This is a genomic window from uncultured Pontibacter sp. (genome assembly GCF_947495565.1).
In the GTDB taxonomy this organism is placed as follows: domain Bacteria; phylum Bacteroidota; class Bacteroidia; order Cytophagales; family Hymenobacteraceae; genus Pontibacter.
On sequence record NZ_CANLZM010000002.1, the window covers coordinates 197,363 to 210,995 of the forward strand.

The 13,633-nt window shown below is 48.0% G+C and carries 11 protein-coding genes; 6 read left to right on the forward strand and 5 right to left on the reverse strand.

Annotated elements, in window-relative coordinates; genetic code table 11:
- Positions 1–78 precede the first annotated feature (78 nt).
- From rlmB to Q1B04_RS03150, 4 genes are all read right to left on the reverse strand, one after another.
- The gene (gene rlmB, locus Q1B04_RS03135; RefSeq protein WP_299755438.1) at positions 79–921 is read right to left on the reverse strand and encodes a 23S rRNA (guanosine(2251)-2'-O)-methyltransferase RlmB; all 843 of its coding nucleotides are present in this window, start codon (positions 919–921) and stop codon (positions 79–81) included.
- Positions 894–2,135, reverse strand: a complete 1,242-nt coding sequence (locus tag Q1B04_RS03140) for a GWxTD domain-containing protein (RefSeq protein WP_299755441.1) — start codon at positions 2,133–2,135, stop codon at positions 894–896. Before Q1B04_RS03140 ends, rlmB begins: the two co-directional genes overlap by 28 nt.
- Before the next feature lie 94 nt (positions 2,136–2,229).
- Complete coding sequence (locus tag Q1B04_RS03145; protein ID WP_299755443.1) at positions 2,230–5,184, reverse strand: DUF2723 domain-containing protein; 2,955 nt, start codon at positions 5,182–5,184, stop codon at positions 2,230–2,232.
- Between the two features lie 125 nt (positions 5,185–5,309).
- Positions 5,310–5,879, reverse strand: coding sequence for a T9SS type A sorting domain-containing protein (locus Q1B04_RS03150; RefSeq protein ID WP_299755445.1), 570 nt, complete (start codon positions 5,877–5,879; stop codon positions 5,310–5,312).
- Between the two features lie 524 nt (positions 5,880–6,403).
- On the opposite strand from Q1B04_RS03150, the gene Q1B04_RS03155 reads away from it, so the two are divergent.
- The gene (locus Q1B04_RS03155; protein ID WP_299755447.1) at positions 6,404–7,930 is read left to right on the forward strand and encodes a T9SS type A sorting domain-containing protein; all 1,527 of its coding nucleotides are present in this window, start codon (positions 6,404–6,406) and stop codon (positions 7,928–7,930) included.
- An 84-nt stretch (positions 7,931–8,014) separates the two neighbouring features.
- Here Q1B04_RS03155 and Q1B04_RS03160 read toward each other — a convergent pair whose 3' ends face one another.
- Positions 8,015–8,764 carry a biotin--[acetyl-CoA-carboxylase] ligase gene (locus Q1B04_RS03160; RefSeq protein ID WP_299755449.1) on the reverse strand — a complete coding sequence of 250 codons (750 nt, stop codon included), beginning with the start codon at positions 8,762–8,764 and terminating at the stop codon, positions 8,015–8,017.
- A 51-nt stretch (positions 8,765–8,815) separates the two neighbouring features.
- On the opposite strand from Q1B04_RS03160, the gene rsfS reads away from it, so the two are divergent.
- The 5 genes from rsfS (at position 8,816) to Q1B04_RS03185 (ending at position 13,632) form a co-directional block, all read left to right on the forward strand.
- Complete coding sequence (rsfS, locus tag Q1B04_RS03165) at positions 8,816–9,190, forward strand: ribosome silencing factor (protein WP_119432833.1); 375 nt, start codon at positions 8,816–8,818, stop codon at positions 9,188–9,190.
- Positions 9,191–9,260: 70 nt separating this feature from the next.
- Positions 9,261–11,393, forward strand: a complete 2,133-nt coding sequence (gene ftsH, locus Q1B04_RS03170; RefSeq protein ID WP_299755453.1) for an ATP-dependent zinc metalloprotease FtsH — start codon at positions 9,261–9,263, stop codon at positions 11,391–11,393.
- An 11-nt stretch (positions 11,394–11,404) separates the two neighbouring features.
- Positions 11,405–12,058 carry an LUD domain-containing protein gene (locus Q1B04_RS03175; protein ID WP_299755455.1) on the forward strand — a complete coding sequence of 218 codons (654 nt, stop codon included), beginning with the start codon at positions 11,405–11,407 and terminating at the stop codon, positions 12,056–12,058.
- Positions 12,042–12,812: a UDP-2,3-diacylglucosamine diphosphatase gene (locus tag Q1B04_RS03180; protein WP_299755458.1), complete on the forward strand. Its 771-nt coding sequence runs from the start codon at positions 12,042–12,044 to the stop codon at positions 12,810–12,812. The genes Q1B04_RS03175 and Q1B04_RS03180 overlap by 17 nt, the downstream gene beginning before the upstream one ends.
- Positions 12,802–13,632, forward strand: a complete 831-nt coding sequence (locus Q1B04_RS03185) for a hypothetical protein (RefSeq protein WP_299755460.1) — start codon at positions 12,802–12,804, stop codon at positions 13,630–13,632. The genes Q1B04_RS03180 and Q1B04_RS03185 overlap by 11 nt, the downstream gene beginning before the upstream one ends.
- Position 13,633: the final 1 nt, after the last annotated feature.

The window sequence follows — 13,633 nt, forward strand, 5'->3', positions numbered from 1 at the left end:
GATGCCTGCTTTATACTTTGGCAAGTATAAAGCAGGTAAGTATTATAATTCTTTAAGTATAGAGATTTTCTACTTGACTTACATTGGCTCCAGTTTATTTAAGCTGGAGTAGCCACTGTCCTTCAGGCGCTGGCGCATAGCTTCATAAAGTATAATGCCTGTAGCCACTGACACGTTCAAAGAACCGATCTGGCCCATCAACGGAATACGCAGCTTTACATCGGCACGCTTCAGGTACTCCGGCGAAATACCATCTTCCTCGCTACCCATAAGTATAGCCGTCGGGCCTACCATATCCACTTCAAAGTCGTTTAGCTGATGCTCGGTTTTTTCGGTGCAGGCAACAATCTTAAAGCCGTAATCCTTCAGGTAATCAATTGTATCTTTAAGGTTGGGCTCACGGCATACCGGCACCAGGTTTAGCGCACCTGCAGATGTTTTCATGGCATCGGCATTTATCTGTGCTCCACCGCGGCTCGGTATCACGATCGCATCCACACCCATACACTCGGCATTTCTTGCTATCGACCCAAAATTGCGCACATCGGTTACGCGGTCAAGTATAAGCAGCAACGGGTTTCGCCCCTGCTCAAACAGTGAAGTCACGATTTCTGAAAGCGGCTGATATGTGATCGGTGAAATAAGGGCCACTGCACCCTGGTGGTTTTTGCGCGTCAGCTTGTTAAGCTTCTCTACAGGCACTGTTACCACAGGCACTTCCCGACTTTTGGCCAGGCTCACAATTTCGTCGGTAGTAGGGTTGCGGGTACCGCGCAGCAGGAAAACTTTCTCCAGCTCTTTCCCGGCAGACAGTGCCTCTAATATCGGGCGCGAGCCGAAAATCATCTCGCTCTTATCTTCTTTCGGTGACCGCGGCCCACTAAAGCGGTTGCCTACAAATTTATCTTTCCTGCTCTCCATTTTGCAACTGAACTGTACCAGCTTTCTTCGTACTCACGACGCCGTATCAGTTCGTAATAATTTTCGGTAAAGTTATTCTCTTTTTTGGTAAAAACGAACTTGATGTACGGCGAGGTGTCAGACTCCCGGTAGATCCAGGTGATGTTAGGCCCTATCTGACTCACGCTGCTCGGCCTGCCGTATATAATGTAGATCATACCTCTGTCGGTGGCCCAGCCTGCTTTATGCGCTGTAAACAGCTTATTAGCCATCTCCACACGTTTGTAGTAGGTACGAACAAGCTCTCTCGCCCTGCTCTCGTTGCCCCCGATATCCAGCCAAAAGGCATCAACAGCAGCTTTAGGGTCTGTGGCCTTAAAAAGTGCGTCCCGCTCCTGCGAGGTAGTCAGGTATATGAGCGGCTGCACCAGCTCTTCAGCCTTTGTGATGTAAGGGTAATTGCCAGGCAGCACCACTATACCTTTGGAGAACGCCGATTCCGGATTAAAATAATACAGGCCTTCCTGCTCAAAGCTTAGTGTGTCAGAAGAAGTAAGCATGTAAGTTTCTGCGATAGACAATGTACGCGCCACAGCAGGTTTCTGCATGCTCATAGGAGGTGCGGCAGGCATAAAATCCAGCTCAAAACGATTTACTTTTATGGCGCTATCACTGTCGCTGTAAGAACGCACCAGAATTTGATCAGATGTAGTAGTGTAATGCTGGTAGAGTGGCTTGCCTGTGGTTGTGTTCATCAGCAGATACTTTTTCTGCATCATGTTGCTGTTCAGCGGTATCTTAAAGTCCACTCCCATTCGCTCCTGCCCCGACAGTACCTGCCATACCCGCAGGTGCAGCACATTCGGCTCCTGCACCAACTGCCCCGGCAAAGACAGCCTTAAGTGCAGCTGCCCTTCCACATCGGTTATCTTTCTATTAACCAGATCAAGCGAGTCTTCCAGTATGGCAGCATCACGGCCCGACAGCCCCGCCCTGACAGCGTACTCATAAGAAGAGGCTGCTTGCAGTATATCCAGCACCTGGCGCACATCTTCAAACTTTAGCAGTAAGTGCAGGCTATCGTTGCTTGCGTAGTAGGCGTGTTGCATTGTTACCTCAGGCATCTCCTGCTTAACCTTAGCAGGCGCAGGGTTACTGTAGCCACGGTAGCTGCTACTGCCACCGCCTCCGCAGGCGCTAATAACACAAATCAACAACAAGCACAAATACCTCATCTTAAAGCTAGTATAAGTATAATTGATTAAAAAACAAAACCCGGACTGCCTTTGCGCAACCCGGGTTTTTGTACTGCTAAAAACAATATTTTGTTTAGCGGCGCATACGCTGCAGATACTGTCTGAATTGCTGTTCCAACTGCGTTGCCCTGTCGTTAAGGCCCAACTGCTGCGCCGAACCTATCAGCTGCTGCAGAATAACCATGTTTACCTGTATCTCCTGATCGAACAGAGAACCTTTGGCAAAGTAATAATCCAGTGCCTTCTGAGAGCCTTGTGCCATCACATCAAGCAGTTCTGTGGCTTTGTCTGTCTCGCCTAAGGCTGCATAAATCGGTATAAACTGCGGTGTATAGTAATCGTAAGGCACTGTCTCCAGCGGTAGTACTTCAAAGCTATAGTCTACCAGCTCTTTGGCTCGCGCCTCGTTCCCTTCCTCCAGGTAAGCAGCTGCCAGTGTGGCAAACTTATCTCTTGCATTGGCAGAAAAACGGTAGTAGTTATCGTCGTAAAAGATATCAGGGTTATCGAAGTTGCGGAAGGAGAACTTCTTCATCATGTTCTCATACATCACCTCCTTGTTCACGTTTCCAGCAGACTCCTCTTGGCTGGCTTTAACCGGCACAACACGGTAGGCAAGGCCTTCAAGCTGGAAGTAGTCGGATAAACCGATAAAATCTGCGCTGTTAACGGTGGTAGAGAAGTATATCGGCCGCTCCCAATTGTTGGTAGCCAGCAGGTCGAGCATCACCAGGTGCTTTTTCTCTAAAAGCGATTTGGTGATTGTCCACTGCATGCGGTCAACAATCTCGACTTCTCGGTCTGTCGACACGATATCCATTTTATCTATTTTCTCCTTATCGATGTTCAGGAAGAAATTGCGTGTTGGCATAGTTAGCAGGGTAGTACCTGCGCCATACTGAGCCTGAAGCGCCGGGTGGTTCTGCTTTATTAAGCCAATGTACTGGTTTAGGTCGATGCCACCCGCAACTTGTGGCCGCTCCACGTATGGCAGGTAATCATTGGTGCCCTGGCGGTAATTATCGTTGCCCAGCGTTAGTGGCCATGGGTCAGACTCGTAAGCCTGGTCCATCATCTGGTCTATGTACCAGTCTGTGTTGAGGTAGCTGAGTACTGCCACGCGCACGTCTGTACGGTATCCTTCCACCTCCTGCGCATACCACAGCGGGAAAGTATCATTGTCACCATTTGTAAAAAGTATGGCATTTGGCGCACAGGAGTCCAGCAGGTTCTTGGCCGAGTCAACAGAATGATAGCGGTCAGAGCGGTCATGGTCGTCCCAGCCTTCGGCGGCCATAATGCCCGGCACCAGCAAACCGATTACTGTAGCCAATGCAGCCCGTGAGGTTGAGTTCTTCAAGGCTTTGCCCAGCAGATCTGCCAGTCCCATCACACCTAAACCAATCCATATACTGAAGGCATAGAATGACCCGGCGAAAGTATAATCCCGTTCACGAGGCTCCACCGGCGGCTGGTTCAGGTAAAGGGCGATAGCCATACCTGTAAAGAAGAAAAGAAGGCCGATGATGAATGCGTCTTTTTCATCCTTGCGCACATGGTAAATAAGGCCAAGTATACCTATCAGCAGTGGCAGCAGGTAAAAAGTGTTGCGCGCCTCACTTTCCAGCACACGCTCCGGCGCATTCGGGTCATCCTTGCCAAACCATAGCACGCCTGCATTCTGCACATCGCTCTCGCGGCCTACAAAATTCCAGAGGAAATAACGCCAATACATAAAACCTAACTGATAATTAAACAGGAAGCTTATGTTCTGCCCAAAGGTCGGCGTTTGCCCCTCCCGCAGGTCTACCCATTTTTTATAGGCTTCTATGTGCTGGGGCTGATCGCTGTAAATACGCGGCAGCAGCACTTTGTCTTTAGAGTCATAAATTGTCTCCAGCTTTTTGCCGGCCACAATATACTTTTCTTCGCCTTTTACATAGCGCGGAGCGCCTTCCTCCTGCGCTACCGGCTGCGCGTTGTACTGCGGACCGAACAGCAAAGGCCGGTCTCCGTACTGCTCGCGCTTCAGGTAGGAAACAAATGTAAGAATATCGTCTGGGTCGTTCTCATCTATGGTTGGCTCATAAGAAGACCGGATCGGAATCATCATGTATGAGGAGTACCCAATCAGCACAAATACCAGGCTGAGCAAAGCCGTGTTGAGAATGCGGTTGTTATGCTTAATGGAATAGCGGATACCAAACACCAGCGCCCCCACAAGCAGCACCAGGAACACGATGATGCCAGAGCTGAACGGCAGGCCAAGCGAGTTCACGAAGAACACCTCGAAGCTACCCGCCACCGACGGAAGACCTGGGATAACGCCCCAAAGTATGGCTACCACAACCACAGCACTAACGCCGAACGCGATCACACCACCCCAAAAGCTTGGCTTGTACAACCGGAAATAATAAATAAAGGCCAACGCCGGAATAGTAACCAGGTTCAGCAAGTGAGCGCCTATAGACAAACCTACCAGGTAAGCAATCAGGATAAGCCACTTGTCAGAATGCGCCTGCCCTACTTTCTCTTCCCAGCGCAGCATAGCCCAGAAAACGATAGCCGTAAAGAAAGATGACATGGCATAAACCTCTGCCTCTACCGCCGAGAACCAGGCTGAGTCGGAGAAAGTATAAGCCAATGCTCCTACGGCACCGCTGCCCATAATCAGCCACATATTGCCTTTGGTTGGAGCGCCGCCTTCCTTTACCAGCAGTTTGCGGGCAAGTATAGTGATAGTCCAGAACAGGAAAAGTACGGTAAACGAACTAGCCAATGCCGAGAGCAGGTTTACCCACCAGGCTACCTGGGTTACATCGGAGGCAAACATGGAAAACAGCCTTCCCATTAATAGGTAAAAGGGAGCCCCAGGAGGGTGTGGCACCAACAACTTGTAAGAGCAGGCAATAAACTCGCCGGCATCCCAGTAGCTGGCGGTCGGCTCAAGAGTTAGGACATATACGGCTGTCGCGATCAAAAACACGATCCAGCCCACGAGGTTGTTTACCTTCCGATAATCCGTCATAGCTTTAGTTGATTCAGCCCCGAAAATAATAAATTAATATAAAGCGGCTGGCTATTTTTAGAAGTTTGTAATGAAAAAGCCGGCTTTAGGGCCGGCTTTTTGTTAATTTCTTTGTTGGCAGCTTGTTATTTCTGAAGCACAAGGCGCTTAGTCTCTACAGTTTTGCCGTTTACCAGCAGGCTGTAGAAGTATACTCCAGAAGGCAGGCTTGTCAGGTCAAGGTCTACTTTTGCTTTCTCGGCAGGGGCTATTTCCTGCACAGCCAGCACTTTACCGATAGTGTTAGAAATCCTGATTTTATAGTTGTTGTTGCCGGGCAGGTTAAGCGCCAGGCTAGTATAACCGCGCGACGGGTTAGGGTACGCATTGATGGATGGCAGCGAGGTCTTTAGGTCGTTGCCTGGTGCAAATGCAGCCAGCGTAATATTGGCGTACATACTCTTGCTCTGCTTCTTCTCCACTACATGAAATACCTGGCTCACCGCTGATGCATAGATCTTGGAGCAAGTATGGTCTTCCTTGGCCACAAACTCTGGCCTTGCATTATTGGCAGACAGCGTCAGCTGCGACACTTTATCAGGCATTAGCTTCCAAAGTGTGTTACCGCCTTTATAAGCAGGGCTTACTCCGGCAAAACTCACCAGGTGGGCGCTTACAAGGGTGGTCACTAATATAAATCTAGTAAAAATTCTCATATTCAAGCGTCTTGATGTTATAGTATGTTGCACTACACTTTCGACTTAACAAACCAAAGATAGTTTAAAAAGCCATATCTGTAAATTAAATTTTTAAAATATTTGTAAATGAGGCTGATAAGCTGCGTGCATGCTTCTTCATCTTCATCCTTAACAAAAATCATTCCATTTTTTTCACTCCTTTCAGTTAGCCGCACCTTTAGTGGAAGCTTGGCAATTGGCACAAATGTCTTACTCCCATTCAAATACATAACATTTACATTATAATACCTTTCTAAATAACACAGGATCTATATATAACCATTCATTAATAGTACAAAAATAAACACAATTCCCCAAAGGCATTTGTTAATTTAAATATTATGCCTTAAAACCATTAAGCGAATATAAAAACCTTAAAAACCTCATAAAACACAAGCCACACCCAATAATTGTACAATTAAAAAGTGCAACTACATTTCTGTGACATCGTTAAACAAACCATAACACATAATTGGATTTTACATTTCTATACTCTGAGTAATATGACACGATATATACTTTTAATTACCCTGATTTTTTTCGCATCTATAAATTGGGCCACAGCCCAGCGCCCGGCTCCTACAGGTGGTTGTGTTCAGCAAGCAGATTGTTATACCTTTAGCTATTTTGGCGCTATGCAAATGGAGGAAGACCTAATGCAGGTGCAGTTTGGGTTGCAAGTTAATTGCGATGAATTAGCCTACGTCGCTTTTGAATTGCCAGAAGGATCTGAAGCAGCTGGTTCAGCAAGTGTTTACCACGAAAATGCTCCAGATTACCGCGTCCGAAACGGCATTACCAGTGAGCAGGGCCCAAATGAGGTCGAAACTCCATTTAATGCCATACAATTTAACGCGAAGCAAAACTACTCCCTTTCCGGTGGAGCCATTGACACATTTACTTTTAATCTGACAATGGCTGATTTTGAGGCACTCTCTACTATGAGAGTTAGAGCTACGTTACGCACAGGCACTAACGGCAACAGAAATATTGTTAGCCAGAGTCGCCAGGTTGTTTTTGATTTGAGCGCCTGCAGCCCCTTGGAAGGGCCAGAAGCCTGCGTGATAGAGCGTGATGCGGCTGTTTTTGCTTTTGCCGGCGCATCAGATAACGGCGATGGTACCACTACCGTCAACCTTATGATCCAGAACCTGACAGAAGAGGAAGTAGGCACCGTAAGCATCCAAACGGAGCAAACCCCTGAAGCCATTAGCGTTGCCGGCATGAACAATGGCAATGTATATAAAACAGATAACTATCAATATAAAGCAACTGTAAACCAACAGGAGAACCTGATAACCTTTGACGCTCAGAACACAAACGGCTATAGCGGCGGCGCTACGGATGTGTTCTCTATCATTGTGCCTAACGATTTGTACGAACTGGCGCCATATTTTACGATGACCATATCTGCTGGCAGTTCTTTTGAAAGTGTTGGCCTCAACACAATTAGTTGCGAAGACGAACTTATTACCCCGCTACCAGTTGAGTTGATGTCTTTTGAAGGAAAAGCAACCCAAAGCGGCATTGCACTGGAATGGACCACAGCCTCAGAAGAGAATAATGATCGTTTTGAGGTAGAGCGCAGCCAGGATGGCAAAAGCTTTGAGCATATAGCAACTGTAGCGGGAGCCGGCAACTCATCTACCGCCCTTGCCTATAGCCATACCGATAAAACCGCCGGTGCTGGATTGCATTACTACCGACTGAAGCAAGTAGATTTTGATGGCCAGTTTGAGTATAGCAAAATAGTAGCCGTTGATAACAAGATTACCTTAGCTAAGGCAAGAATGGAGGTTTTCCCGAACCCTGCAACCAGCAATTATGTACGAGTAGCGCTACAAAGCCAGAGCAACGCTCATCTGAAAATTATGGATAGGAATGGCCGCACCGTATATACACAAGAAGTGGCAGCAGGCTCTCAGGAGATTCAATTAAGTATACCTGAGCTTAGTATACCTAAGGGTTTATACTATGTGCACATGCAGGATGCCAACGAAAAACAGGTACAAAAACTGATTATACAGTAGCAGTAAGTATAAACTGCCAAAAGGCCGGAAAAGAATATTCTTTTCCGGCCTTTTGCTTTGCTGCTAAGCTACAGCCATACTTGCTTAAATTACGTGCGCTATCTCTTTGAAATCATAATAACGGAGCTCCTGCTCTATCTCCACTGCCAGTCGCCCATCCTCGCCTACTCCCAGAATTTGGCCCTGTACCTGCACGTTGCCTATCTTGAAAGGGTGGGTTTCCTGATAACGGTACAGCCCCTGGAGGTACTCATATTTTAGGCGGGCAGTGTGGCCGGTGCGCAGCTGCAGGTAGCGTTTCTCGAGCAGCTCCAGCAGCCGCATAGTAACATTCTCCAAATCAAATACGCGGCCGCATACGTTAGCCATGGAGGTAGCCGTTGAAGTAGCAAAGGCCGTTTGATTGACATTTAAACCAATCCCGACAATACTGTGTTGTAAAGTTTGACTATTAATCGTGTTTTCTATCAGAATCCCGCCAAGTTTCTTATCTTCAAAAAATAAATCGTTCGGCCATTTTACCATGGCCTGCTGCAGGCCATGCTCGCGCAGCAGATCCAGTACAGCCAACGATACGGCCATATTAAGGTAAAACTGCTGGCGCACCGCCAAAAAAGTTGGCGACAGAATTACAGAGAGGGTGATGTTCTGCCCTGGCTCGGCCTCCCACGAGTTACCCCGCTGCCCACGCCCCTGCGTTTGCCTGTGCGTAATGACGGCACAGCCTTCTGTGGCTTCATTTTTGATAAGAAGCTGTTGGGCCTCTGAGTTGGTGGAGGCGCAGGCTGCAATAAAAAGCAGTTGCTGGCCCATAAACAGCGTATTAGGCGGCATATAATTACACGAGAATTTAATACTTTTGTACATCAAATTTAAAGAGCACAAATGAAAGAAACCAAGGTTGAGGCTACTTCCGACATATTGGCAGAGCTTGTAGTGAAAGGCATGCAGGAGAGAAAAGCTTCCGATATAGTTGTGATGAACCTTAAATCACTTAAAAACGCTGTATCAGATTACTTCGTAATAGCATCCGCAAGCTCCGACACGCAACTAGACGCCATCGCTTCTTCTATTGAGGAAGAGGTTCACAAAGCCATCGGCCAAAACCCGTGGCAAACAGAAGGCCGCATGAACAAAGAATGGGTGTTGCTAGATTATGTGGATGTAGTAGCACACGTTTTCCTGAAAGATAAACGCGAATTCTATGCTTTGGAAGAGCTTTGGGGCGACGCCAAAATAGAGCACGTGGAATCTGTCTAATGCCAAAGGGCCGGGCTTAAACTTTTGGGCCAGCCTTTTGTTTCCCATACAATCGACATTTAAACTATCAATGGCAGAAAAAAATAATAAAGGCAATAACAAGAAAAAAAAGCCGATCATCCCGAACACACCACCGCGCCCTACCATGCAGCTGTGGATGCTGGCCGTTCTGATCCTGCTTATTTTCGGATTGACCTATCTGAACAAGAGCAACTCTTCCATAGAGACCTCTCAACAAGATTTTGAGGAGATGTTGCTAAGCGGCGACGTTGACAAGCTCACCCTCGTTAACGGCAAAACTGTGGAGGTGTACCTTGAGCCGGAGGCCCTCCAGAACGAAAAGTATAAAACCGAACTGAACGACCGCGGCACCTTCTCGATGGACCAGGGCCCGGGTCCGCACTATCACTTCCAGGTGATTTCAGCGGAATCGTTCAAAGAAGACCTGGACCAGCTACAGGCAGAACTGCCACGCGAGCAGCAAGTACCTCTAAAGCCGGAGTCGCGCACAGGATTTGCCGACTTCTTTTTCCAGTGGGGCTTCCTGATTTTGCTACTGTTTGGCTTCTGGTTCCTGATGCGCCGCGTAACTTCCGGTGGCACAGGCGGTCAGATCTTCAACATTGGTAAGTCTAAGGCTGCTCTTTTTGATGCGGAGAACAAGGTTAAGATCACATTTAAAGATGTGGCTGGCCTGGAAGAAGCAAAAGAAGAGGTACAGGAGATTGTAGAGTTCCTGAAGAACCCAAGCAAATTTACTGTACTCGGCGGTAAAATACCAAAAGGCGCATTGCTTGTAGGCCCTCCGGGAACAGGTAAAACCCTTCTGGCTAAAGCCGTAGCCGGCGAGGCTGATGTACCTTTCTTCTCTCTGTCAGGTTCTGACTTTGTGGAGATGTTTGTGGGTGTGGGTGCCGCGCGTGTACGCGACTTGTTTAAGCAAGCCAAAGCCAAAGCACCATGTATCATCTTTATTGATGAGATTGATGCTATTGGCCGCCACCGTAGCCGTGGTGCTACGCCAGGAGGAAACGACGAGCGCGAGAACACACTAAACTCCCTGCTTGTGGAGATGGACGGTTTCGCGACTGACTCAGGTGTGATTATACTTGCAGCCACTAACCGCCCGGATACTCTGGACTCTGCCCTGCTTCGCCCAGGCCGTTTCGACCGCCAGGTAAGCATCGACAAGCCAGATATTAACGGACGTACGGAGATTTTTGCAGTACACCTGAAGCCGCTTACGCTTGCAGCTGATGTAGATGCCCGTAAACTGGCCGCACAAACTCCAGGCTTTGCCGGTGCCGAGATTGCCAACGTTTGTAACGAGGCCGCTCTGATTGCCGCACGTCGCAATAAAAAAGCAGTAGACCAGCAAGACTTCAACGATGCGGTAGACCGTGTAATCGGTGGCCTTGAGAAGAAAAACAAGATCATCTCTCCGGAAGAGAAGAAAATTGTAGCTTACCATGAAGCTGGCCACGCTATTGCTGGTTGGTTCCTGGAGCACGCCGATCCGTTGGTGAAGGTAAGTATTGTTCCACGTGGTGTAGCTGCGTTGGGATATGCACAATACCTGCCAAAAGAGCAGTTCCTGTACACCACCGAGCAGCTTATCGATGAGATGTGTATGGCCCTGGGTGGCCGTGCCGCTGAGGAAATAGTATTCGGTAAAATCTCGACAGGAGCCTTGAGCGACTTGGAGCGTATCACCAAAATGGCCTATAGCATTGTAACCATGTATGGCATGAATGATAAGATCGGCAATGTTTCGTTTTATGATTCGAAGCAGACCGACATGGCATTCAATAAACCATATTCTGAGGCGACAGCTGAGACCATTGACGAGGAGGTTCGTAAGATTATTGATGCCGCTTACCAGCGCACCAAAGAATTACTCAGATCTAAAAGCAGTGAACTAGAAATCGTATCGCAGGAGCTACTGCAGAAAGAGATCCTGTTCCAGAGTGACCTGGAGCGTTTAGTTGGCCCACGCCCGTTTGATGCGCTTACCACTTACCAAGCACACACAGCCGGTACGGATCGTAGCAAAACTAAAAGCGAGGTAGAGCAGCAACACCCGGTAGAACTTGGCCAGACACAGCATCCTGAACAAGAGGAAGGCAGTGTACCAGGCACTCCGCTTGGCAACAACGGCAGTTCCGCCACTGAGCGAGACAACATAAATTCGAGAACAGCTTGATTTAACCAGGCATGTACGAAGCAAAATCAAAAGAAATAGTATTAAGAAGAGTAAGAGAGGCGCTGGCTAAGTCGGCGCCTTTTCTGCCTCCTACCCCAGACTTTTCCTCGCCGTTGCACCAACCCGTGCAGCTAGAGGATATGTCTATCGTATTTGCTGAGAACTTCATCAAAACCGCAGGCATATTTGTGTATTGCGAGAATGAGGAAGATTTTTTTGATCAGCTTTATGTTTACAAAAAAGAGCAGAACCTGCAGCACCTATGCATTTGGGAGCCAAACCTGCAGCGAGCCGTGCACCAGGCAGGCATCGACTTTATAGCCGATGAGGAGAACTTTGTGCAAAGTATAGAGGCCAGCCTTACCACCTGCGAAGCACTGATTACCCGCACCGGTAGCATTTTAGTGAGCTCTGCTAACGCGGGTGGCCGCCGCCTAAGCATCTACCCTACCACACATATGGTTATTGCCAAAGCAAGCCAGTTGGTACCGGACATTAAAGATGGTTTGCAGCGGGTGCGCGACAAGTATAAAGAAAACTTTCCTTCCATGATATCGCTGGTGAGCGGACCGAGCCGCACAGCAGACATCGAGAAAACGTTGGTAATGGGTGCCCATGGCCCTAAACAGTTAGTTTTATTTCTGATTGATGACCTTCCGCATTGATAATTTAGCGCCAGGCAAAAAAGTATACTTCGCTTCCGATTTTCACTTGGGCGTTCCTGATGCAGAAAGCAGCCTTGCGCGTGAGAAAAAAATAGTACGGTGGCTGGAAATGGCTCAGCAGGATGCTACCGCCATACTTTTGCTGGGCGATATTTTCGACTTTTGGTTTGAGTACAAACACGCTATACCTAAAGGCTATGTGCGGCTGCAAGGAAAGCTGGCAGAGCTCACGGACTCCGGCATTCCGGTTTTATTTTTCACAGGAAATCATGATATGTGGATGTTCGACTACTTTCCGAAGGAGCTGAACATCCCGATTATAAGACAGCCTATTTCTACACACATAGGCAGTAAAACATTTCATATTGGCCACGGAGACGGCTTAGGCCCAGGCGACCATACTTATAAGATGCTAAAAAAAGTGTTTGACAATAAAATGTGTCAGTGGCTTTTTGCTCGTGTACATCCAAACTTAGGCATCGGAGTAGCTAATATGTGGTCGAGGAGGAGCCGCATCAGCAATGTGAAAAAGGACGAGGAGTTTTTTGGGGAACGGGAGTGGCTGGTGCAGTATAGCCAGGAGGTAGAGCAGCAGCAGCACCACGATTATTATATTTTTGGCCATCGGCACCTGCCACTTGAAATGCCGATTGGCGATACAGCAAAGTATGTAAATCTTGGTGAATGGGTTAATTTTTGCACCTATGGAGTTTACGACGGCCAGAAACTAGAACTGAAGACCTTTGAAGGCTAAACTCTCCATACTTATACTTTGGCTGGTGCTACTTACACCAAAGTTGTTACAGGCGCAGGACACGCTGCAGGCGCCCATACTTACTTACAGCCATACCGTACCTGTTAGCTCCGCCACTACCATTTCGCAGGACCGCAACGGCTTTGTGTACCTGCTGGATGAACGGCTGAACCTGCTTCGTTTCGATTCGCTTGGCCGCCCCGTAGACACGTACTCCCCGCCTGCCCGAGGCCGCATCAGCAGCATACATGCTTGGAACCCCATGAAGATCGTGCTGTTTTATGAAGGCAGCCAGGAGCTTGTACTTCTGGATCGTTTTCTTCGCCCCATCAGCGCCTCAGACCTCCTGGACCTGCAGTACGAAGGCACAGCCAAAGTAGCAGCACCGGCTGCCGACCAAGGTTACTGGCTTTTTGATGAAACGAGCCTGACACTCAGCAAACTAAACCCTGACATGCGGCAGGTAACAATAGAAACACCACTTAACCTGCTGCTAAACCGCGAGCAGTTTGACATACGCCAGCTGCGCGAGTACCAGAACCTCGTTTACCTGCTTGATTATAACAGCGGCATACTGGTTTTCGACAACCTTGGCAACTATAAAAAGCTACTGCCCCACACCGGCCTCCGCCATATCGGGTTCAGGAATAATGAATTATACTTTGTAAAAGAAGGTAAACTATACTTTTACAACCTGTATACACAAAAAGAGCGGGTGCTGAAGTTGCCTGTTCAGAAGAAGTATGTTGCGGCGCTTGCCGGAGATAAGCAACTGTTTCTCTTCACTAAAAATACCGCAGAAATATACTTGCTAGATTAGT

Bases quoted from the DNA above. Each gene is read 5' to 3' on its own strand.
- rlmB (WP_299755438.1), bottom strand. From the start codon at position 921: ATGGAGAGCAGGAAAGATAAATTTGTAGGCAACCGCTTTAGTGGGCCG.
- Q1B04_RS03140 (WP_299755441.1), bottom strand. From the start codon at position 2,135: ATGAGGTATTTGTGCTTGTTGTTGATTTGTGTTATTAGCGCCTGCGGA.
- Q1B04_RS03145 (WP_299755443.1), bottom strand. From the start codon at position 5,184: ATGACGGATTATCGGAAGGTAAACAACCTCGTGGGCTGGATCGTGTTT.
- Q1B04_RS03150 (WP_299755445.1), bottom strand. From the start codon at position 5,879: ATGAGAATTTTTACTAGATTTATATTAGTGACCACCCTTGTAAGCGCC.
- Q1B04_RS03155 (WP_299755447.1), top strand. From the start codon at position 6,404: ATGACACGATATATACTTTTAATTACCCTGATTTTTTTCGCATCTATA.
- Q1B04_RS03160 (WP_299755449.1), bottom strand. From the start codon at position 8,764: ATGCCGCCTAATACGCTGTTTATGGGCCAGCAACTGCTTTTTATTGCA.
- rsfS (WP_119432833.1), top strand. From the start codon at position 8,816: ATGAAAGAAACCAAGGTTGAGGCTACTTCCGACATATTGGCAGAGCTT.
- ftsH (WP_299755453.1), top strand. From the start codon at position 9,261: ATGGCAGAAAAAAATAATAAAGGCAATAACAAGAAAAAAAAGCCGATC.
- Q1B04_RS03175 (WP_299755455.1), top strand. From the start codon at position 11,405: ATGTACGAAGCAAAATCAAAAGAAATAGTATTAAGAAGAGTAAGAGAG.
- Q1B04_RS03180 (WP_299755458.1), top strand. From the start codon at position 12,042: ATGACCTTCCGCATTGATAATTTAGCGCCAGGCAAAAAAGTATACTTC.